This is a genomic window from Klebsiella sp. JN_Kp122 (assembly GCF_040062085.1).
GTDB classification, from domain to species: Bacteria; Pseudomonadota; Gammaproteobacteria; order Enterobacterales; family Enterobacteriaceae; genus Klebsiella; species Klebsiella aerogenes.
The window spans coordinates 197934-218329 of the sequence record NZ_JBEAHW010000048.1; the positions used below are offsets into that span (position 1 = coordinate 197934).

20 protein-coding genes and 1 pseudogene are annotated in these 20396 nt (G+C 53.8%); 7 read left to right on the forward strand and 14 right to left on the reverse strand.

Annotated elements, in window-relative coordinates:
• The first annotated feature begins 79 nt into the window (after positions 1-79).
• The gene (gene ptrB, locus ABLU78_RS23475; RefSeq protein ID WP_015705949.1) at positions 80-2140 is read left to right on the forward strand and encodes an oligopeptidase B; all 2061 of its coding nucleotides are present in this window, start codon (positions 80-82) and stop codon (positions 2138-2140) included.
• A 2-nt stretch (positions 2141-2142) separates the two neighbouring features.
• Here the strand turns inward: ptrB and exoX are convergent, their stop codons facing one another.
• Both exoX and ABLU78_RS23485 read right to left on the reverse strand, forming a co-directional pair.
• Positions 2143-2802: an exodeoxyribonuclease X gene (exoX, locus tag ABLU78_RS23480; protein WP_015366006.1), complete on the reverse strand. Its 660-nt coding sequence runs from the start codon at positions 2800-2802 to the stop codon at positions 2143-2145.
• A gap of 79 nt (positions 2803-2881) precedes the next feature.
• The gene (locus ABLU78_RS23485) at positions 2882-3112 is read right to left on the reverse strand and encodes a DNA polymerase III subunit theta (protein ID WP_015366007.1); all 231 of its coding nucleotides are present in this window, start codon (positions 3110-3112) and stop codon (positions 2882-2884) included.
• 134 nt (positions 3113-3246) lie between these two features.
• Here ABLU78_RS23485 and yobA point away from each other — a divergent pair, with 134 nt between their 5' ends.
• The 3 genes from yobA to ABLU78_RS23500 are packed head-to-tail and all read left to right on the forward strand — an operon-like array spanning position 3247 to position 4849.
• Complete coding sequence (gene yobA / locus ABLU78_RS23490) at positions 3247-3621, forward strand: CopC domain-containing protein YobA (protein WP_048229309.1); 375 nt, start codon at positions 3247-3249, stop codon at positions 3619-3621.
• Between the two features lie 3 nt (positions 3622-3624).
• A complete protein-coding gene (copD, locus tag ABLU78_RS23495; RefSeq protein ID WP_042893412.1) occupies positions 3625-4494 on the forward strand; it encodes a copper homeostasis membrane protein CopD in 870 nt (289 codons plus the stop codon).
• A 13-nt stretch (positions 4495-4507) separates the two neighbouring features.
• Positions 4508-4849: a YebY family protein gene (locus tag ABLU78_RS23500; RefSeq protein WP_015705946.1), complete on the forward strand. Its 342-nt coding sequence runs from the start codon at positions 4508-4510 to the stop codon at positions 4847-4849.
• A 387-nt stretch (positions 4850-5236) separates the two neighbouring features.
• Here the strand turns inward: ABLU78_RS23500 and ABLU78_RS23505 are convergent, their stop codons facing one another.
• The 7 genes from ABLU78_RS23505 to ABLU78_RS23535 all read right to left on the reverse strand — a co-directional run bounded on the left by ABLU78_RS23505 (position 5237) and on the right by ABLU78_RS23535 (position 12124).
• Positions 5237-6190, reverse strand: coding sequence for a spore coat U domain-containing protein (locus tag ABLU78_RS23505; RefSeq protein ID WP_074166497.1), 954 nt, complete (start codon positions 6188-6190; stop codon positions 5237-5239).
• A 12-nt stretch (positions 6191-6202) separates the two neighbouring features.
• Positions 6203-8527, reverse strand: a complete 2325-nt coding sequence (locus ABLU78_RS23510) for a fimbria/pilus outer membrane usher protein (RefSeq protein WP_048228936.1) — start codon at positions 8525-8527, stop codon at positions 6203-6205.
• Positions 8528-8529: 2 nt separating this feature from the next.
• A complete protein-coding gene (locus ABLU78_RS23515) occupies positions 8530-9279 on the reverse strand; it encodes a molecular chaperone (RefSeq protein WP_045365658.1) in 750 nt (249 codons plus the stop codon).
• A 17-nt stretch (positions 9280-9296) separates the two neighbouring features.
• Positions 9297-9815: a spore coat U domain-containing protein gene (locus tag ABLU78_RS23520; RefSeq protein WP_048228934.1), complete on the reverse strand. Its 519-nt coding sequence runs from the start codon at positions 9813-9815 to the stop codon at positions 9297-9299.
• A 21-nt stretch (positions 9816-9836) separates the two neighbouring features.
• Complete coding sequence (locus tag ABLU78_RS23525) at positions 9837-10304, reverse strand: spore coat protein U domain-containing protein (RefSeq protein ID WP_020078466.1); 468 nt, start codon at positions 10302-10304, stop codon at positions 9837-9839.
• Between the two features lie 589 nt (positions 10305-10893).
• The gene (locus tag ABLU78_RS23530) at positions 10894-11037 is read right to left on the reverse strand and encodes an Ecr family regulatory small membrane protein (RefSeq protein ID WP_015366016.1); all 144 of its coding nucleotides are present in this window, start codon (positions 11035-11037) and stop codon (positions 10894-10896) included.
• Positions 11038-11155: 118 nt separating this feature from the next.
• Complete coding sequence (locus ABLU78_RS23535; RefSeq protein ID WP_162866925.1) at positions 11156-12124, reverse strand: VirK/YbjX family protein; 969 nt, start codon at positions 12122-12124, stop codon at positions 11156-11158.
• A 145-nt stretch (positions 12125-12269) separates the two neighbouring features.
• On the opposite strand from ABLU78_RS23535, the gene pphA reads away from it, so the two are divergent.
• Entirely contained in the window at positions 12270-12923 is a 654-nt protein-coding gene (gene pphA / locus ABLU78_RS23540) for a protein-serine/threonine phosphatase (RefSeq protein ID WP_048228929.1), read from the forward strand.
• On the opposite strand, the gene ABLU78_RS23545 is transcribed toward pphA, so the two are convergent.
• From ABLU78_RS23545 to yebS, 5 genes are all read right to left on the reverse strand, one after another.
• A complete protein-coding gene (locus ABLU78_RS23545) occupies positions 12920-13111 on the reverse strand; it encodes a YebW family protein (protein ID WP_015366020.1) in 192 nt (63 codons plus the stop codon). The two genes, pphA and ABLU78_RS23545, sit on opposite strands and share 4 nt — an antisense overlap.
• Positions 13112-13212: 101 nt before the next feature.
• On the reverse strand, positions 13213-13452 hold the full coding sequence (locus ABLU78_RS23550) for a YebV family protein (RefSeq protein ID WP_015705939.1): 240 nt from the start codon (positions 13450-13452) through the stop codon (positions 13213-13215).
• 112 nt (positions 13453-13564) lie between these two features.
• Positions 13565-14998, reverse strand: a complete 1434-nt coding sequence (gene rsmF, locus ABLU78_RS23555) for a 16S rRNA (cytosine(1407)-C(5))-methyltransferase RsmF (RefSeq protein ID WP_072057024.1) — start codon at positions 14996-14998, stop codon at positions 13565-13567.
• Positions 14999-15085: 87 nt separating this feature from the next.
• Positions 15086-17719, reverse strand: a complete 2634-nt coding sequence (locus tag ABLU78_RS23560) for a PqiB family protein (RefSeq protein ID WP_015366023.1) — start codon at positions 17717-17719, stop codon at positions 15086-15088.
• Positions 17688-18971 carry a membrane integrity lipid transport subunit YebS gene (gene yebS / locus ABLU78_RS23565; protein WP_015705937.1) on the reverse strand — a complete coding sequence of 428 codons (1284 nt, stop codon included), beginning with the start codon at positions 18969-18971 and terminating at the stop codon, positions 17688-17690. Before yebS ends, ABLU78_RS23560 begins: the two co-directional genes overlap by 32 nt.
• Positions 18972-19104: 133 nt before the next feature.
• On the opposite strand from yebS, the pseudogene ABLU78_RS23570 reads away from it, so the two are divergent.
• Positions 19105-19618, forward strand: a pseudogene (locus ABLU78_RS23570) (GAF domain-containing protein).
• 81 nt (positions 19619-19699) lie between these two features.
• A complete protein-coding gene (gene proQ / locus ABLU78_RS23575) occupies positions 19700-20383 on the forward strand; it encodes an RNA chaperone ProQ (RefSeq protein WP_015366026.1) in 684 nt (227 codons plus the stop codon).
• The last annotated feature ends 13 nt before the right edge of the window (positions 20384-20396 follow it).

The following is a 20396-nucleotide window of genomic DNA, read 5'->3' on the forward strand; positions in this document are numbered from 1 at the left end:
TATAGACACGACATCGTTCAGGGCGCACGATGCCCTGAGTGATTTTGTGATTCCATAATAAGACGCAGAAGAATAACGCATGCTACCGAAAGCTAAACGGATCCCCCACGCCATGACGCTACATGGCGACACTCGCATCGATAATTACTACTGGCTGCGCGATGACGAACGCGCGCGCCCGGAAGTGCTGGACTATCTCCATCAGGAAAATGACTACGGTAAAAAGGTGATGGACTCGCAAAGCAGCCTGCAGGAGCGGGTGCTGAAGGAAATCATCGATCGCATTCCGCAGCGGGAGGTCTCCGCTCCCTATAGCAAAAATGGCTACCGCTATCGCCAGGTTTATGAACCGGGCTGTGAATATGCGATCTACCAACGTCAGTCAGTGCTCAAAGAAGAGTGGGATGAATGGGAGATTTTGCTTGATGCCAACCAACGGGCGGCGAAAAGCGAATTTTACACCCTCGGCGGATTAGGCGTCGCGCCGAACAACCAACTGATGGCGGTGGCGGAAGATTACCTTTCACGACGTCAGTATGGCTTACGTTTTAAGGATCTGAGCAGCGGCGAATGGTCGGCGGAGATTCTGGAAAACGTCACGCCAGGATTCGCCTGGAGCAATGACTCTCGCTTCTTGTGGTACGTGCGCAAACACCCGACGACGCTGCTGCCGTATCAGGTCTGGCGACATGCCGTTGGTACCACCGCAGATAACGATGTACTGGTTTACGAAGAGAAAGACGACACGTTTTATGTCAGCGTGCATAAGACCACCTCCCAGCAGTTTGTGGTGATTTACCTTGCCAGCGCCACTACCAGCGAAGTGTTATTACTTAACCCGGAGCTTCCCGATGCGGAGCCGGTGTGTTTTTTGCCACGACGCAAGGATCATGAATATAGCCTCGATCATTATCAGCACGCGTTTTATCTGCGTTCTAATCGCGAGGGTAAAAACTTCGGGCTTTACCGCACCGTGCTCCGCGATGAAGACCAGTGGCAGACGCTGATCCCGGCGCGTCCTGATGTGATGCTCGAAGGTTTTACTCTATTCACCGACTGGCTGGTGGTCGAGGAGCGTCAGCGGGGATTGACCAGCCTGCGGCAGATCAACCGTAAAACGCGGGAAGTGGTTGGCATTGCCTTTGACGATCCCGCTTACGTCACCTGGCTTGCCTATAATCCCGAACCGGAAACGTCAAGGCTGCGCTACGGTTATTCATCGATGACCACCCCGGATACGCTATTTGAGCTGGATATGGATACCGGCGAGCGGCGGGTTATCAAGCAACAGGAAGTGCAGGGCTTTGACGCCGCCTGTTATCGCAGCGAACACCTGTGGGTGAAAGCGCGTGATGGCGTGGAGGTGCCGGTATCGCTGGTTTATCACCGCGAACACTTTCGCAAAGGGGCCAACCCGTTACTGGTGTACGGCTATGGCTCTTACGGCGCCAGCATGGACGCTGATTTTAGCGCCAGTCGTCTGAGCCTGCTGGATCGCGGCTTTGTCTTTGCAATAGCCCATATTCGCGGCGGCGGCGAACTTGGACAGCAGTGGTATGAAGACGGCAAATTCCTCAACAAGAAGAATACCTTTAACGATTATCTGGACGTCTGCGATGCGCTGCTGGCGCAGGGATATGGCGACCCTAAATTATGTTATGGCATGGGCGGCAGCGCCGGCGGCATGTTGATGGGCGTGGCGATTAACCAACGACCGGATTTGTTCCACGGCGTGGTAGCGCAGGTGCCGTTTGTTGACGTACTGACCACCATGCTCGACGAATCTATTCCGCTCACGACCGGTGAGTTTGAGGAGTGGGGGAATCCGCAGGACGAAACCTATTATCACTATATGAAGAGCTATAGCCCCTATGATGGCGTCTCAGCCCAGGCTTATCCGCATATGTTAGTGACCACCGGGCTGCATGATTCGCAGGTGCAATATTGGGAGCCCGCGAAGTGGGTGGCGAAGCTACGCGAGCTGAAAACCGACGACAATCTGCTGCTGTTATGTACCGATATGGATTCCGGACATGGCGGTAAGTCGGGACGGTTTAAAAGCTACGAGGGCGTGGCATTGGAGTACGCCTTTTTAATCGCCCTCGCGCAAGGGACTTTGCCCGGCAAGGTGGAAGTGTAGCGTTATTCGCCGAGATAGTGTTTGAGGGTCAGACGCAGTTCCGGGCTCATCCGGTCCAGGTTATTGAACAGCCAACGTAAATAACCTGGATCGTTTTCCGCCACTTCCGACACCGCTTTGCCGCGATATTTGCCGAAGGTAAAGGTAGTCAGCAGCGCCGGGCGGCCGGTTATGTCGGCCATTTCATCCGGCGACCAGCCGGAAACCTGCATGATATCCAACAGTAGGGCGGCGGTGATATAGCAGTCGTACAGCGCGCGGTGGTGATGCAAACCCGGCGGTGTGGCTACGCTCAGCTTGCGCGACTTATACAACCCCATATTGCTGTACTTAATCCCCGGCCACAGGCGGCGCGCCAGCTTCATAGTACAAATCCACTCGCCGTTCATTTCCGGTAATACCCGGCGATCAAAGCTGGCGTTATGGGCGACATACCATGGGCTGCCCTGGTAGTGCGGCACGATTTCTTCAATCCAGGGCTTATCGGCCACCATCTCTTCAGTGATGCGATGGATTGCCATTGCCTGCGGGCTGATTGGGCGGTCAGGGCGCACCAGATGACTCATGGGATTGGTTATCCGGCCGTCGATGATATCGACGGAGGCAATTTCAACAATGCCGCCCTGCAAACCGCAGGTTTCGGTATCGATTACGCGCAGCATGGCTTACTCCTCGCCAAAAACCCCAGCGTAATAGAATGTGCGGCGGTTGCCAATGGGGGGATCCTCAAGGAATGAGCAATCATTTCGCTTTCGGTTCATACGGCAGGCGGGAAAGTGACACGGATGCCAGACGGTGCGCGATCAATCGTTCACGAAACCAGTCGCGCAGGTGAGCCGGTTGCTCTCGCTCGACGAGATCGGCAACGACGGGCATATTGTAGCGTTCTTTAAAGGCGACGCCGGCCGCTGCGAGGTCAACGTTGACCTTGTCCATTTCATCTTGCGAAATTTTTGCCAGATTATTTGCCATCAGTACCTCCTTCATTACGGCGCAAAAGTTACTAAGCGTGACGCTGAAAGGCAAGTCCCGGATGCTTAGCTCGACTCTGCTATTATACAGGGTTATTCTCTGTCCAACATACATAACAAAAAGGAATGATGTTTATGCGAACCATCGCCGGACGCGCGCTAAGTGCCGCCGTATTTCTCAGCGCTATGTTAACCACCGCCAGCGTTTTTGCTCATGCTCATCTGCAACAACAAATCCCGGCGGCCGATTCGACGGTCTCCGTTTCGCCGCAGGTGCTCACGTTAACATTTAGTGAAGGCGTCGAGCTCTCCTTCAGCGGCGTGACCCTCAGCGGCCCGCAGAATAAACCTGTCGCTACCGGCAAACTGGCCCGCAGCGACGGTAATAAAGCGCAATTAACGCTGCCGCTGAATGAACCGCTGGCGGCGGGCGAGTACACCGTAGAGTGGCATGTGGTCTCCGTTGACGGCCATAAGACCAAAGGGCAATACCACTTCAGCGTGAAGTAATCCATGCTGTCGGGAGTGTATGTCGGCCTGCGGTTTGTCCACTTCATCTCATTGATGACGGCCTTCGGTTGCGCGCTGTACGGCGCATGGTGGGCGCCAGTCTCGCTGCGTCGCCTGTTGATGCAGCGCTTTTATCCACTGCTGCGCTACCTGCTAATGATTAGCGCTATTTCAGCTACCTTGATGCTGATGGCGCAGGGCGGGTTGATGGGCGATGGCTGGAATGATGTCTGGCAACCCACAATCTGGCGCGCTGTTATCGGGACGCAGTTTGGCGGCGTTTGGCTGTGGCAGGTGGTGCTGGCGTGGATTGCGCTGGCGGTCGCGTGGATCAAACCCCGTCGCCCGGCGCGTCTATTGTTACTGCTATTTTGCGCGCAGTTGTTGTTGATGGCTGGCGTGGGGCATGCGGCGATGCATGATGGTTGGGTTGGCGCATTACAGCGCACCAATCACGCGTTACATCTGTTTTGCGTCTCGGCATGGGCCGGCGGGCTGTTGCCATTTGTCTACTGCCTGCGACTGGCGCGCGGGCGCTGGCGTCAGGTAGCGATAACCGCCATGATGCGTTTTTCACACTATGGGCATCTGGCCGTGGCTGGCGCGATTGCCAGCGGGATTGGCAATACGCTGTTGATACAGGGACAGCTGATTGGCGACTCACCGTGGGGAACGGTGTTGTTGTTCAAATGTGCGCTGGTCGCCGGGATGGTAGCAATTGCGCTGGTGAACAGGTATGTTCTGGTACCGCGAATGTCAGGTAACGGCTCGTGGGCGGAACGAACTATTTTACGCACTACACAGCTGGAAATGGCGCTTGCCGCGCTGGCGATACTTGCCGTCAGCCTGTTCGCGACCTGGCAACCTAATTGAATTAACTGGCTAAATGATGAAAAAAATCGTTCTGACAATGTTATTACTGGCAAGCTCAGGCGCCGCGCTGGCGGCGCCGCAGGTGATTACCGTGAGCCGTTTTGAAGTGGGTAAGGACAACTGGGCGTTCACCCGTGAAGAAGTCATGTTAACCTGCCGCCCGGGTAATGCGCTGTACGCCATCAACCCGAGCACCCTGGTGCAGTATCCGCTGAATGATGTCGCCGAGCAGGAAGTGAAGGCCGGCAAGACCAGCGCTCAGCCGATTTCTGTCATCCAGGCCGACGACCCGCAGCATCCGGGACAAAAAATGAGCCTGGCGCCATTTATCGAACGTGCGCAAAAGCTCTGCTGATAATTACCTATATCACTTTGTTTTAAAGATAAAAAACCGCCGGCGTCCAGTAAGAAAACGCGGCGGTTTTTTGTTGGCGCAACGGATTTTGTCAGCAATTTTTCAACCGCTTTTGTCGCGGACTGGAAAACCTGTCACAGTCAACTATTCTTATAAGGCAAGGCGACTTAGCCTGCATTAATGCCAACTTTTAGCGCACGGCTCTCTCCCAAGAGCCATTTCCCTGGACCGAATACAGGAATCGTGTTCGGTCTCTTTTTATCTATTATTCAGCGAGTTATACACATCCATTGTTAATGCTCATACGGCTGAACGCTGAGCTTTTTCCCTTATATCACAACAAAGTTATTCTTAACATTCCCTTTACAAAAAAACGTGACAATATAATCAATAGCTCACGGTAACCAATACCGTATCACTGTACACGCCAGCAGGTTGATTGCTCTGTGAGGCGTTCACCCGAGCTTTGAAGTTTGTTAGCTGTGCGTTGCCATTTCCCACCAGGCTGACATCTGCTGTTGGCGTCCAGGCGCTACCGTCGGTTTTATAAAGCTGATATTGCAGGTAATAATTTGTCGAATTAATCGTTTGGCTCATTTGCCGCCAACTGCCGTTAAGGGCGTTGATGCTGGAAAGGTTAATGCTGTATGCCGCATTCTGCGTGCAGCGGATAGTTAACTGCCCGCTGACCTCGCTAAAAGCGGCTACCAGAGCCGCTGTGGAGAAGGCGACATCGGGCGCGTCATCAATATAGCAATAGTTAGTCACGTTCATAGTTATAAGAACTTGTGAAGTTAACGTGCCATCGTCCGGTACGCAGATCCCCAGCGCGCCTATCAGGCAATAGTGATATTTCCATTCAATGGTCAAGGTGTCGTTATAGGTTCCCGCAGGGATATTACTTCCTGCTATTGTCTGGAAATAAAGCGGAATGGTTCCGTCACTGGTATTAAATAAGCCTAATAGATCAATCAACGCGTTAATGGTCCAGGGGATTGCACCATCAATTTGATACGACGGGTTACAGCCGGCATCTTTACAAACTCGATAGGGGATCCAGGCGTTGTTAGCGCTGTTATAAAGTCGAGGGATTTTGCCACTTTTATTTGCCGAATCTTTGAGCGTTGCGGTAATGGTGCTGGTTGAAAAAAGCGATAGTATGTTGGTACAGCTAAAGCCTGCACCGGCGCTTACCCCTTGCGGAGTTGCCGCCACATCAAACGATCTCACTGAGCCAAAATTAGGCGAGCTAGGCTTAATCTTGCAATCTGCGTGTATCAAGCCGCTGTAGCCTGAAATAACGAGTAATGAACATAACCAAAGAATCGCTTTCAAAGTCATCTCCGTTCATTCTTAGCCACAGCTTAGTGGGCCGATACGTTGTGGCACCGGCGTAGATTCCGGCAGCGTGAATAAAGCCCGGCATTCGCCGTTAGCCGTGTGAATAACTAATTGGTTTTGCTGGTTTAGATGGGTAAACCACACCAGACCGTCATAACCGACCACGCCAGACTGCTGGCTGGTAAGTTCCTCAACGGCCGTTCCCAGCGGCAAAGGATGACCCGTTTTATCAACCAAAGTTATCGAGGCCGAACGCACGCGTGTAACCGGGAAATCAACCAGCGCACCGCTGGCTTCCCGCACCGCAATGCGTTTCTCGACGACTTTAGCCTCAACGTCGGTTGGCAGCGGCAGAGTGTCGAGGGTCACTTTGCCCGGATACCAGGCGGCGGCCCACGGGATCAGCAGGTGCCCGCTATCGTCGGTAGTGCCGACTTTTCGATTTTCATAATTGACCGCGACGTCCGGATAGCCGGCGGTCGAGACGACGATAAATGAATCGCTGATTCGTCGCGCGAAGAACAGGCTGCTATCCATCATTACCACCGAGCCTGCTGCTTCAAACCAGCCCTGATTATCATGCTGCGAACCGTAATAACCGCCGCTCAAGGTTGAAACATCATTCACCCAGGTCAGATCCGCCTGGCTGTAGCGATCTCCACTGATGGAGTGGGCTAAATTCCAGCCGAAACCGCCTTCCGCAGGGGCGGAACGATTGTAGGCGACGTTTTGCCCCCACTCGCCGGAGCTGGCGCGCTGGCTGCTTAACTGCAGTGAACCGAAACTGTCGAAGGGAATGGTTATCTGCATCATGCTGGAGTAGGTGTCTGCCTGCAAATCGCGGTTGATGCTCAGGTTAAAGCTGCTGTTCCGCCACAGGCTGCGGCTCCAGGAAAAGTTCATCAGCCGGGTGCGGCTGTTGTCCTGGGCCTGGATATCGAAATATCCGAGGCTAAATGCGCCAAGCACTTTTCCCCATGGGCTGAGACTTAATGTCGCCTGGTCTGACTGACGGCTGAGGGTTGTCGTTGAGCGATAGCTGGAGAGATTGGCGAAATTCTCGCTGCGTTGAATATGCTGATAGTTAATCCCCCAGATATTGCCGTAGTACGAATAGCCCGCGGAATACTGGTTGCCCTGCTTATCACCCTGGCTCGCACTGGCAGACAGGCTCAAGGTGCCAATCGTGCCAATAGTGATGTCGCTGCCGATACCGCCGTTGGTTAATCCTTGCCGGTCTTCAGTATGCGTTGACACCGTCAGCCAATTGGTCAAGCCATAGCGATAGATCGCGCTGACGGCGCCGGCACCGTAGTCGGCGTTTTTAGTGCCGTAATTATTACGCAACGCGCCGAGGGTAAAATCGAAATCGCTGAGTCCCTGGCGTAGCAGAGTGTTGGAGACATAAAAAGGCACGCTAGTGGAGACCTGGCGGCCAAGCGCATCGGTTGTGACGATAGTCGCTTCGCCGGCGCCGCTGATGTAGGGTACGTTGGTGAGAGTATAAGGGCCGCCGTTAATTTGCGTTGAGCTGGCTTTGTAGCCGTTGATAAAGAGATCGACACTGGAGGGGACCGCCGCGCTACCGGAAAGATTGAGCAAAGGGTAGGTGATCAGGTCAGGGCGTACCGCAAAGTTACGGCTGAGACGAATACCACCAACACGTACTGAACTACTCCAGGTTAAAGCATTACTTACCACATCCCCCGCCTGGTAGCTGAGCAGACTTTCCGGGTCGCTATATTTCCACAGCGAATCGTAGCGAATATAGCCTTGTTGGCTATCGTCGTGACGAGATGACCAGTTCTGTCTGATCACCGCATTGTTTGAAAACACCCCGGCTGGGCCGAAAAGGCGAAATTCCGTCGAGGTGCTGGTGGTTCGCTCGCCGCCAGAAGAAGCCAGGCTATAGGAATCGTAGTTAAACAACAGCCCAGGGGTACTGATCGCCTGCAGATACTCCTGCTCGCGACTATTACCAATATGCTGCTCCGGCAGCCAATTATCCGGAACGGTTAATTTCAGCATTTGCCCGGGCTGGTCGTAAACGACCTTGACCTCCGCTATCTCTCCTACGTCAACCAGCGTTTTGCCGTCGGGAACAGGGATCCACATCTGCTTGAGTACCGCAGCGGAGATCCAATAACGATCATTAATCACTTTCACCGGCACGGTACCCACAGGCGTGTTGCCGTTGACGGAAATACCGAGATACAGCACGTACTCCTGCTGTGTGCCTGGCGTGGCCGCAGGTGCGGGTAACGAATCATAGGTAGCCGCCCAGGCCGTTGCCGAAGCAATAGCCAGCAGACCACCGGTTCCGATGAGAAGCCTCATGGTTAACGCGCTGCCGGAATTTCCACCGCCTGACTATTATCAGTCAATTTCGCAAACAGGCGCATCCCGGATGCGTTCGCCGCGCGGCCTGATGTCGGGAAACAGACGCGACGTTTAGCCAGCACATACCCCAGTAAACCCTGAGTTTGTTCGACCTGCGGCTTTCCTGCTGATGTTGACCAGTAGACATTACTCAACCTGGCGTGTTGATTCCCGGCATTGTTAATACACAGATTCTGACCGCTAAGCGACCAGCTTAGCGCGGTTCGTATTGGTTCGACGCTGCTTTCCAGCTTCAACGGTTGCGCGCCTTGCCCGTAGATAAACAAAGGCAGTACATAGCGCATGCGCATATTCAGGCCGGCTGAACTCTTGTCAGTCTGTTTTGTCGGCTGCGCCGCGGGAATTTCATCAATCACGATTCGATATGATTTTTCCTGGCCGCTGGCGACCGGAGACACACGCATCAGGCGAATAAGTTGACGTTGTCCTGGCTGAACATTGGCGAACGGGGGGCTGGAGACCACATCGTTTTGATCGGCATAAAGATCTTTAGATTCTTTTTGATCCCAACCGAAAATGCGTAGTTGTAAATTTACCGCCGTCGCGCCGCGATTTTCCAGCCACAGTTCAGAGCCTTTATCGCTGGCGCTGATGGTTTGAAAAATAGGCCACACCAGCACCGAGCTGGCGCCCCAGGCGTTAAGACTTATTGATGAACCCAGCAAAACAACAATACAACGATGAATCATATTCAACCTGTCTTATTTTAATAGGTCAGCGTGACCGTAACGGTATCAGTGTATGAACCTTGCGCCGGGAAGCCATTCGTGGCAAAAAGGCGGCCATAAACCGTATAAGTTTGTGTCGTGTTGGGGAATGAGGCGACGCTGTAGGCTTGAGCGCCAGTCCCCCAAACGGTAGAGCGGTTAGCATCCTGAAAAAGCTGGTAAGCCAGCGTACTGCCGGTGGCGTTGGACATATAGCGTTGAGCCGCAGAGCCGCCGTTGACGCCATAGTCAAGCGCCAGCGAGATCGCCATCCCCGGCGTACACGCGACAACGATAGAGCCAGCGCCAGCGGAGCTGGCGACATCAACATTGCTATAAAGCGATGACATGGAGCCAAAATTTAAGGTGCCAAAATCAGCGCCAGGGGTCCCTGTTCCGTTGCCAAGCAGGCAGCCGGTCGTGATCTGCGCGGTCACTTTGAAGGTTTTCTGCGCACTGTCAGCCCAGACGGCTGTGGTCGAAAAAAAGAATATGAGTAGCCAAATTGTGCGCAACATGACATCCGTTTCTCCACAGCGTTACCAGGTTAATGTTGCAGTGACCACGTCCTGGTAGAAACCCTCAGCAGGGGCGGTTACGCCGCCTTGATCTGCCGGCAACACCCGGGCATAAATCGGGATTTCCTGAGCGCTACCCGTCCCCGTGATACCGATACCGGCACTGGTAAATTCAGCCTGACGGGTGCTATTTGAGTAAAGCCGGTAGGCAATTTGATCGCCGTCGGCGCTTTGCATTTGGCGCAGTCCGGTTGTCCCTACATGCTGACCGTTATTCAATGTCAGCGTTGCGGGAAGGTTATTGCTACAGATGATTGAGACCGCGCTGGCGCCGCCGCTGCCAATCAGATTGCTATCTATGGCGTTAACCAAATCGCTATAGGTGCCGAAATCAATGGTACCCCAGCTGTTTACCCCGCTTGCGCTGGAACCATTGGTGACGGTACAGCCCGAGCCGATAGTCAACTGCACCCCGACCTGACCCGTCAATGTACCTGTGGTTAGCCCTGCTGCAGCGACCCATGGCGCCTGAACGAGAAGCGCTGTTGTGATAAAGATACCAGGCAAAGTGCGCGAAAAAGTGTGGACGTTCATGGTGAACCTCTGGATTGAAAGCCGCTAAGTAAAACCCTGTTTTTGTGAAGATGAGATTAATCCCATTAATCAACATATAATCGCTGTCTGGAAAAATGCTTATTTTTTTATATTTGTCTGTTTTATTGTTATTAATGGTGTTTTGAGCTAGTTTCTTGTTTCTATATGGTTTTAACTTCTTGTTTATGATTGTTTTTCTGTGGTTTGTTCTGAATTTTATGAATAGCAGAAAGAAGGGCTTAGTATAATTTTTGCAATTGTCGTGTTAGCGCATATTTTTGGCGAAATGCCAGGGAAGAAGTTAGTAGGGGGGGAGAGTAAAAAAACAACAGAAAGAAGACACCTGCACGCAACCAGACCCATAGTGCAGGTGAAAGGTGGGTCTACATCGGAAGCCGCTAGTATACATATTTGTATGATAAATAAAATAAGGCAATGATGGAATGCTATACCATTAATGCGGTTTGCGTGTTGAGCGATGGAGTTATTCTGGGGTGATTAACGTTGGATAGAGTGAAGTTTCCAGATAGCTGACCAATACCCATATCTCGTCACTGAAAATAAACCACAGGGCACTGCCTAAAATAAGCAGGATAATCAGTAGCAGGAAAATTTCAGTTTTACTCATGGTGTCAATGGCCAACTTAAACCAATTATCAACAGGCCACGATATTAACCAAAGTATCTGCAAATGAAAACGCCGTTATTTAAAACGGCGAAATTTTTTCGTAATAAGAGATGAATATTTATTTTACGCGTAGCAGATTAGCCACCTGTACGGCCATATCATCCATTAACTGGAAACGGCGGCGATATTCGGCGCGTTTTTTGCTGGCGATACTTTCCAGCGATTTCCTTTCCAGCTTCAGCGGCAAGCGCCAGCGGTAACTATCGTTACGCACACCTTCAATTGATTGCCAGAACTCATCGTAGCTGGCATGGAAGTGCCGACCTTTGCTCAAACGATAGCGCAGAGCGCGGAATACGTGGCCATTATCGCTGACGGCGTAAATAGCCTGAATATTGCTTTGGCCGGCCAACAGCCAGATGAATTCCAGCAGCAGACGTTTGGGGAACAGGCCGTAGCAGGCGCGGGTCGCGTGTTTAATTGCGTCATGAGAGACATTGCGGCGCGGTCCCTGCAGGCCGCCGATGACCAGTTGCCACTCTCCTTGATGGTGAATCACGCTAAACGTAGCGCTGGCTAACAGTTGCTGCTGGCTATCGCGAAGCCAAAGAGTCGTTTCACCTTCTCGTTCGGCTTTGCCGGCTGACGAGGCAAAGAGCGTGAAGGCCGCATCATCTTTAGCGGACAGGGTCAGTAACGGTCGTTCTGACGGCGATATCATGGCCGTTGCCAATCGGTTCTCGCCCAGCGAGTCGACGTACTGATAGTGGCTAATGATAGCCTGGGAACGCTGACGGGCGTTAAGGTCGCGCACTAAATACTGGCGATGTACTTTACCTGGCAGCGTAGCCTGCGCCGCCAGCAGTTGGCGGAAATCACCACGCGCAGAAAGGGTGTCCAGCATCTCGCGGGTCGGCTGATAGAACAGTGCCGTACGCAGAAAAAATTTAAGCCGATAGTTGCGCTTTTGCCAGATAGGCGCGGGCGTGATACGCCCCATTACCAGATCGGCAATCAAATTTGAGCGTTGCTGAAGTGTGCATGATGAATGCAGGCTATTGTCCGTCACGATGTCATACCTCGTCATTATTTGAGCTTTATTTTAAGGATCTCATCGGACAACCTTAATGGCTCGCCAGACTATATTTGCGCCTTGTTTAACGTTGATTGACGTATGAATTTTCAACATCGCTTTCAGTCATATTTTGTATAATTAAGTGAGGGGGTGAAATATGTATCAGCGAGAAGATGGTTGCGCCTGGCGTAATATTTGGCTGGTGGGCGATCTACATGGTTGTTTTGATTTATTAATGTCTCAGTTGCGCAAGCTGAAATTTGACCCTGGGAAGGATCTTCTGATTTCCGTTGGCGATCTGATTGACCGTGGGCCGCAAAGCGTGGAATGTCTGGGTTTGCTTCGTTGCCAGTGGTTCAGAGCAGTGCGCGGTAATCATGAGCAGATGGCCCTGGATGCGCGGGCGAGCGGGGAGATGGCGCTGTGGACGATGAACGGTGGCGACTGGTATCAAACGGCCTCACAAGAACAGAAACGGTTGGCTGATTTGTTGTTTACTCGTTGCTGGAATTTGCCGCTGATCATTGAACTTCGCTGCCAGGATACCACCCACGTGATTGCCCATGCCGACTATCCAGCCAGCGTCTACCGTTGGCAGTTGCCCGTGGCAGAGCATCAGGTACTCTGGAGCCGCCAGCGTTTGACCGATCATCTGGCGGGGCGGCACGGTGAGATCGCCGGGGCCGATCACTTTTGGTTTGGCCATACGCCGCTTAAACATCGTTACGATAGTGATAACCAACACTACATTGATACCGGCGCGGTATTTGGCGGCGAGTTAACGCTGGTGCAACTGCAGTCGGCTGTTTAAAAGTCGCTATATTCCGTCGCTGGACGCCAGAAGCCGTCGATAAAATCTTCTACCGGGAAACAGCCGCCCTGGCGAATTCGCTGATCGTCCATCGCGACGAGGCATTGTCGCTCGCTATTGTAAACATCAACCACGATGTCTTCGCACCCGCCGTCCAGATAGCAAATGAATAATACTAAGGCGAACATCCAGCCCTCATAAGCGAATAAACATAAGGTAAGTGTAGGGGAAGTTAGCGCAGCGGGGGAGGGATATAAATAACCCGTCTCAGACGACGGGTTTATTTGAGTCAGGCAAGGCGCATGACCCAGGCATCGGATTGGCGATCGTAATGTTTACGGTAGAGTACAGAATGTTCGCCATTGAGAATGGCGGGAACGCTGGTCTCGGCATCCCAGGCGTCCAGTTGCATGCATAAGTCAGGATCGGATTTACAAGGAATGCTTAACGTTCGCTCACCCTGTGATTCGCCGTGCAGCTCGGCGTCGTCGATTTCAAACGCGCCGATTCGTACGTTAGTTTTACTCATCATTCACCCCGTTTGTCTGCTGAGTTGTGGTACGACCAGTTAGGCCGTCATTTTTCAGCGTAGACAACGGGGAGTAAATCGCCAGTCAAAAAGTGCGCTTTTTAGCGCGCGGTCACGACTTTCCGGCGAAGAGTTTGCCGTCGCGCACCAGTTCGCGGGGATAACTATTTTTCAGACGTGACCCTACGCGTTTAGCGAGCCCTAATGGCATTCCCTGGAAAGTGACGATGACATCGTCCTGCTGCGGCGGCGCTTCGGGATAGACATCGCGTCCACGGTACCACTCCTCCGCTTCCGTTAAGGTGAGCTCAAAAGGAGCCTCTGGCGTGGCCAGTGAGATCACCGCTTCATGTTGCCAGCGGTAGCCTTTGTTATGTGTTTCAGCGAGACGAATCCCAATGCGAGAAAAACGAACCCTGCCGATTAACGCTTCCAGTTCTTGCGGGAACAGCCAGATTTCTTTATCGCGTTGCCATAAACGAAGATGCTCTGGCCATTGCAGGCCAACAGCATTAGCGGCGGCGGCGACTGCGGCGGCTTCCCGCCCCTTCATCGGTGTGAAGGGGAACTTGCCTACTTTATAGCCAGGCGCAGGCAGCGGATCGATAGAGGCGGTTTTACGCAGGCGGGCAACGAAAAAACCTTCACAATCAAAAATCTGCGGGAATACGTGCAGGAAACCTTCGTCGGTGAGCGCTTCGCGAGCCTGCGGGAAGAGTGAATCCAGCGTCAGGACTTCAACCGCCTGCGGGTAGGTTTGCAGCAGCCAGTTAACCACTTCCTCGTTTTCTTCACGGTTCAGCGTACAGGTGGAGTAGACGAGGGTGCCGCCAGGACGCAGAGCATGAAAGGCGCTGTCAATGAGCTCACGTTGGGTGGCGGCAATCTCCTGATTACTTTCCGGCGACCAGTTTTTCAGCGCGTCGGGATCTTTACGCACCACTCCTTCGCCCGAGCAGGGGGCGTCAAGCAAAATGGCATCAAAGCATTCAGGCAGCGCGGCGCCGAAGACGCGCCCGTCGAAGTGGGTGAGGGCAACGTTATTAATGCCGCAGCGGCTGATATTGGCGTGCAGCACTTTCACCCGGCTGGCAGAAAATTCGTTGGCCAGGATCGCTCCGTGGTTGCCCATCCGGGCGGCTATCTGCGTGGTCTTGGAACCCGGCGCAGCGGCGACGTCCATCACTCGCTCGGGCATTTCACCATCGGCGAACAGCGCCGCCACCGGCAGCATCGAGCTCGCTTCCTGAATATAAAATAGTCCGCTCAGATGCTCGGCGGTGCTGCCCAGCGGTAGTACATCGTCATCATCACGCTCGATCCAGAAACCCTCGGCACACCACGGAACCGGCGTTAACTGCCAGCCGTAAGGGGCGACCAGTTGCAGAAAATCCGCGACCGTTATCTTCAACGTATTGACGCGAATGCTGCGGCGCAGCGGACGCTGGCAGGCGGCGATAAAGTCATCGAAAGAGAGATGCGTTGGCATAGCCGCACGCATTTGAGCGAGGAAGGGTTCCGGAAGATAGACAGCGTTTTGAGCCACGAGCAGCGCACCACAAGAAAAAAGGGTGCGCAGTTTATCATAAACGCCCCGGCGCGGGACACCGGGGCGTTTATGAGGCATTGGGAATTAATTAGGCAGTGCCGTTCCCCAATCGCGCCACTCTTTCGGCTCGCTTTCCAGCAGCAGGAAGTGTTTGCCATCCTGCGCTTTTGGCGCCAGTGGCGTTCCCGGCGGGGTGGCAAAGGCGATACCGCCGCGGATAAACTGGTTAAAGGTACCCGTCTTCACCACTCCGCCAATCAGGCCGAAGTCGAGGCTATAGCCGGAAGCCAGCCAGAACACCGAGTTATTGCGCACTAAGTACTGGTAACGCTTACTGATACGCAGCTTAACCATTACGCGGTCGGACATCGAGCCCAGCGTCAGCCCGGTCACGGTACCCACTTCCAGGCCGCGGAACAGCACCGGCGTACCAATATCAAGCGAACCGGCTTCCGGCACTTCGACGATAATACTCAGGCCGTCGATGTAGCGCGAATCGGTGATGGTGGTGTCCTGAATCTCGAAGTCGCGGCGCGGCGAACCACGGCCAGGTTCAACGTTGATATATGACTGGAAGATCGTGTCCAGATGTTCAACGCCGGCGGCAGAGATCTGCGGCGTAATCACCGAGAAGCGGGTACCGGCACGGGCAAAGGTGCCGACATATTCCGGATAAAGCACCGCTTTCGCCTGAACTTCATTTTTTGCCGTAATCAACTCCAGCGACTGGATCTGGCCGATGTCGATACCGAGGTAGCGAATCGGCATGCCCGCCGCCATTTTACCGGCATCGAAAGCGTGCAGCGTGATCTGGCCACCCACCGCGCGGGCGGCGGTTTCGGAGGCGTACAGGACACGCTTATTGTTCAAGCGCGCGTTGGCGCTGCTGCCGTTGAGGTTATCAAAGCTGATCGCGCCTTTCAGCGCGCGCGCCAGCGGCGACGCCTGCACGGTTAGCCCATTACCGTCGAGTTTTACCTTCGCGCCGCCTTCGGCCCAGAAGACGCTGTTATTGGTCAGCAGGTGGCGATATTCCGGTTTGATATGCAGATCGATATCGAAAGCATTACTACGAGGTTTCACCGAGATGATCTCACCGACGGCGAATTTGCGATACAACACCACGGAGCCTGCCTGCACATCGGGCAGCGTTTCCGCGGAAAGACTCAGCGTGGTGGTCGGGATTTCACTGAGGCTATTTTCCTGCGCTTTTTCCAGGTTGGCATACAGCGGATAGCGACTCTGCATTTCCCCTTTTTCGCCGGGGATGATGCGGATCCCGCCATCGACCCATTCGCTGGCGCTGGCGCCAAGCACCTGCACGCCATCAAGCCCAACTTTCACATCAAGGCGGCTGTTGACGACAAATTTGCTATCGCCGCGTACCAGATTGCGATACTCCGGCGCAATGGCGACCTGGAAAGTGACACCCTCTGCGGTTAGCTTGCGTTCCAGCACCTGGCCGACTTTAACGCCGTGCAGCATCAGCGGTTGGCCGGCGGAAACGCCATAGCTTTCCGGCGCCGATAAAGTAACGGTGGCGACGTTCGGTTCTTCCAGTAGCGCTTTATCGGCTGGCATCACCATAAAGTGATTGCGCGGCTCGCCGTCACCAGGGACCAGTTCAAAAGTATTGCCGGTGAGCAGGGCGCTAACGCTTGGGTTATCCAGTGAGATTTTCGGCTTCTTCATTTGAATCAGCGTCTTATCCCGAAGCAGGGTGACCACACTCGGGTCGACGGTCATCTCACCGGTAACTTTACCGCCGGGATTGAGATTGAGTTTGGTTAACTGTCCCACTTCCAGCCCCTGGTACATCAGCGGCGTAGAACCTGCTTTCAACCCATCGCCGTCGGGTAGCTCCAACGTCACCAGCACCCCGCGCTGGCTGTGCGCCAGATCTTCGTACAGATTGTACTCGTCGTTTTGCGCCGCCGCTTTGGAGTCGTCAGGCGAGTCAAAGGCGATGGCGCCGTTAACTAACGCGGAGAGGTTTTCCAGCTGGACTTTAGCGCCGCTCAGGCTGACGTCGGCTTTAATCCCGGATACGTTCCAGAACCGGCTGCCTTTTTTCACCAGATTGGTGAAGCGACGTTCGATTAATACATCAATCGTCACCCCCTGATTGTTGGCGTTGAGCGTGTAGTCATACACCCGGCCAACCGGGATTTTACGGAAATAGACCAGCGATCCGCTGTTCAGCGAACCGAGATCCGGCGCCTGCAGATGAATCATCAGTTCGCCGTTGTTGATACGGTATTTCGGCTGAGTATCCAGAGCGACGAAATGATCTTCCGGTTCGCCTTTGCCCGGCATCATACCGATATAGTTACCGCCGACCAGCGCATCCAGCCCGGAAACGCCGGCCAGAGAGGCTTTTGGCGTCACCAGCCAGAACTGGGTATCTTTGCGCAGCGCGTCTTTCATATCGCTCTTCACGCTGGCGGAAACTTCAATCTTGCTGAGGTCCTTACTCAAAGAGATATCCTGTACCGTACCAACCTCTACCCCTTGATAGCGGATAGGGGTACGTCCCGGAACAATCCCGTTTGCGGACTGGAAATCGATGGTAATCGTCGTTCCCCGACCTTCAAAGCTGGTCCAGATGAGCCATCCGGCAATCATCAGCGCGATGACCGGCAACAGCCAGAATGGCGAGATACGGCGTTTGGTTTTTATTTTGGCTTCAGTCGGCGAAGCGGGCGTTTCCTGACTCATGAGCGTCCCAAAGTAAGCGGCTGTCCAGCCATTCAACTGCAAGGATAGTTAAAATCACCGCGCCGCCGAAATAGACCGCCGCCGGCCCCATGGTAAAGGCCAGGAGCTGATCGCGGTTTATCAACGACATGGTTAATGAGATAACAAACAGATCCAACATCGACCAGCGGCCGATCCAGGTAATCAGCCGCAGCAGCAGGATACGCGTACGTAGCCCCTGTTCGCACTTGAATTGTATGCTGACCAGCAGGGTAAATAACACTATAACTTTGGTGAATGGTACCAAAATACTGGCGATGAACACTACGCCGGCGATTGCGATGTTGCTGTTGGCAAGTGAAATGATCCCCGAAAGAATCGTATCTTCCTGGCGCGCGCCATTGACGTAGATTATCGAAATCGGCAGCAGGTTGGCCGGCAGCAGGAAAACCAGCGACGCAATCAAAGCCGCCCAACTGCGCTGCAGGCTTTGCGGCCGGCGATGATGCAGCGAGGTATGGCACCGGCGGCAGCGGCCGCGGGAGTCGCGATAACCGGTATAGTGACAGCCGGTGCAAACCTGAAGATTGGTGTCGTAGCGCATGGCCGGTCGTTCGGGATAAAAACGCTCCCACAACTCTTCAACGTTCATGTGGATGAGCGTCAGGATGCTGAGTAGGGTCAGCGCGATAAAGGCGATCAGGCCGATGCCGGGCTGCAGGAAAGCATAGTCCTGGACCTTAATGGAGGCGACGCCGATACCGACCAGATAAATGTCCAGCATCACCCACTCTTTCAGTTTGCCGAGCATCAGCAGCACCGGACGTAGGTTCATCCCCAGCACGTTGCCAAGCCAAAGGTAGGCGATGGAGACCACCAGCAGGACGGGCGCAACCACCGCGCAGAAGAGCACCATCGCGGCGGTAATGGGATCGCCCTGGTTGGTCATCTGCCAGATCCCCTGCAGGACGTTGGCGTCAATACGCACGCCGAGCAGATGCAAACGCAGTAGCGGCTCGCTCCAGGCGAACGGCATCAGCAACATCATTGTAAATGCCATACTGGCGAGCCGGGAAAGGGACCAATCGCGGCCGTCGCGTACCTTCGCGTTGCACCGCGGACACCAGGCGCATTGATTTCTTTTCACAACCGGTATGCGGAACAACATGTCGCACTGCGTACAGCGCTGATAGTGCGCATGCGGCGTTGGCGAACTGACCGAATGAACGGTAATCTTCTTCGTCGGCGTGATTGAGGGTGTTTTTATCAGCATTTATTACGTTCGGGAATGAATGTATCCCACTATATTAACCCAGGAATGAATTCATCTTGAGCCCGAAGGCATTTAATGCTTATTTTAGTAGGCATCTGCAGATGAGATAGTAAGACAACTAAGTGATTAAAAAATGAACAAAACAGAATTCTACGCGGATCTGAACCGCGATTTTCAGGCGCTTATGGCAGGCGAAACCAGTTTTTTGGCAATGATCTCAAATACCAGCGCGTTACTGTTTGAACGTCTGGAAGAGGTCAACTGGGCCGGTTTTTATCTCCTGGAAGGCGATACGCTGGTGCTGGGGCCGTTCCAGGGTAAGCTGGCCTGTGTACGTATTCCGGTCGGCCGCGGCGTGTGCGGTTCCGCCGTGGCGCAGAACCGCGTCCAGCGCGTGGAAGATGTCCATGCGTTTGATGGCCATATCGCCTGTGACGCCGCCAGCAATTCGGAAATCGTCTTTCCGTTGCAGGTGAATAATCAGATTATCGGCGTACTGGATATCGATAGCACGGCGTATTCCCGCTTCACCGCAGAAGACGAACAGGGGCTTGCAGAGCTGGTCTCGCGCCTCGAAACGCTGATTGCGGCGACCGATTATCAAAAAATCTTTGCCCACGTCGCAGGATAATCAACGGATAACGTAGCATTTAGCGATGACGTCATTATAATGACGCCTGTTCATGCCTGCGGCTTGTTGGCTACGTCCGTTGTAATCAGGAAATTTCATGGAAAATCAACCTAAGTTGAATAGCAGTAAAGAAGTAATCGCGTTTCTGGCCGAACGTTTTCCTCAGTGTTTCAGCGCTGAAGGCGAAGCGCGCCCCCTGAAAATCGGTATTTTTCAGGATCTTGTAGAGCGAGTTGGCGGCGAGATGAATCTCAGCAAAACCCAACTGCGCGCTGCCTTACGTCTTTATACTTCGAGCTGGCGTTATCTGTACGGCGTGAAAGCGGGAGCGATTCGCGTCGATCTCGACGGCAACCCGTGCGGTGAACTGGAAGAGCAACACGTTGCTCACGCCCGTCAGCAGCTCGAAGAAGCCAAAGCTCGCGTTCAGGCGCAGCGCGCCAGCCAGCAGGCTAAAAAGCGCGAAGCCGCTGCCGCGGCAGGCCAGCAGGAAGAAGGTGCACGCCGCGAGCGTAAACCGCGTCCTCAGCCGCAGGCTCGCCGTAAAGAAGGTAGTGAACAGCGTAAGCCGCGTCCTGCAGCTGCCAAAGCACCGCGTGAAGAGCAACGTCTTACCCCGGTGTCTGACGTCTCTGTATTGAGCGTCGGTCAGGCTCTGAAGGTGAAAGCAGGCAACAACGCAATGGACGCCACCGTTGTGGAAATCACCAAAGATGGCGTTCGTGTACAGCTGACTTCTGGTATGTCAATGATTGTACGCGCAGAACACCTGGTGTTCTGAAACGGAGGCCGGG

What these genes read in the sequence shown, in the direction of transcription:
- ABLU78_RS23520 (WP_048228934.1), bottom strand. Translation starts at nt 9,815, where the DNA reads ATGTTGCGCACAATTTGGCTACTCATATTCTTTTTTTCGACCACAGCC.
- exoX (WP_015366006.1), bottom strand. Translation starts at nt 2,802, where the DNA reads ATGCTGCGCGTAATCGATACCGAAACCTGCGGTTTGCAGGGCGGCATT.
- ABLU78_RS23550 (WP_015705939.1), bottom strand. Translation starts at nt 13,452, where the DNA reads ATGAGTAAAACTAACGTACGAATCGGCGCGTTTGAAATCGACGACGCC.
- proQ (WP_015366026.1), top strand. Translation starts at nt 19,700, where the DNA reads ATGGAAAATCAACCTAAGTTGAATAGCAGTAAAGAAGTAATCGCGTTT.
- yebS (WP_015705937.1), bottom strand. Translation starts at nt 18,971, where the DNA reads ATGCTGATAAAAACACCCTCAATCACGCCGACGAAGAAGATTACCGTT.
- ABLU78_RS23530 (WP_015366016.1), bottom strand. Translation starts at nt 11,037, where the DNA reads ATGAGTAAAACTGAAATTTTCCTGCTACTGATTATCCTGCTTATTTTA.
- copD (WP_042893412.1), top strand. Translation starts at nt 3,625, where the DNA reads ATGCTGTCGGGAGTGTATGTCGGCCTGCGGTTTGTCCACTTCATCTCA.
- ptrB (WP_015705949.1), top strand. Translation starts at nt 80, where the DNA reads ATGCTACCGAAAGCTAAACGGATCCCCCACGCCATGACGCTACATGGC.
- ABLU78_RS23515 (WP_045365658.1), bottom strand. Translation starts at nt 9,279, where the DNA reads ATGATTCATCGTTGTATTGTTGTTTTGCTGGGTTCATCAATAAGTCTT.
- ABLU78_RS23510 (WP_048228936.1), bottom strand. Translation starts at nt 8,527, where the DNA reads ATGAGGCTTCTCATCGGAACCGGTGGTCTGCTGGCTATTGCTTCGGCA.
- ABLU78_RS23505 (WP_074166497.1), bottom strand. Translation starts at nt 6,190, where the DNA reads ATGACTTTGAAAGCGATTCTTTGGTTATGTTCATTACTCGTTATTTCA.
- ABLU78_RS23485 (WP_015366007.1), bottom strand. Translation starts at nt 3,112, where the DNA reads ATGGCAAATAATCTGGCAAAAATTTCGCAAGATGAAATGGACAAGGTC.
- ABLU78_RS23560 (WP_015366023.1), bottom strand. Translation starts at nt 17,719, where the DNA reads ATGAGTCAGGAAACGCCCGCTTCGCCGACTGAAGCCAAAATAAAAACC.
- ABLU78_RS23500 (WP_015705946.1), top strand. Translation starts at nt 4,508, where the DNA reads ATGATGAAAAAAATCGTTCTGACAATGTTATTACTGGCAAGCTCAGGC.
- yobA (WP_048229309.1), top strand. Translation starts at nt 3,247, where the DNA reads ATGCGAACCATCGCCGGACGCGCGCTAAGTGCCGCCGTATTTCTCAGC.
- pphA (WP_048228929.1), top strand. Translation starts at nt 12,270, where the DNA reads ATGTATCAGCGAGAAGATGGTTGCGCCTGGCGTAATATTTGGCTGGTG.
- ABLU78_RS23545 (WP_015366020.1), bottom strand. Translation starts at nt 13,111, where the DNA reads ATGTTCGCCTTAGTATTATTCATTTGCTATCTGGACGGCGGGTGCGAA.
- ABLU78_RS23535 (WP_162866925.1), bottom strand. Translation starts at nt 12,124, where the DNA reads ATGACGAGGTATGACATCGTGACGGACAATAGCCTGCATTCATCATGC.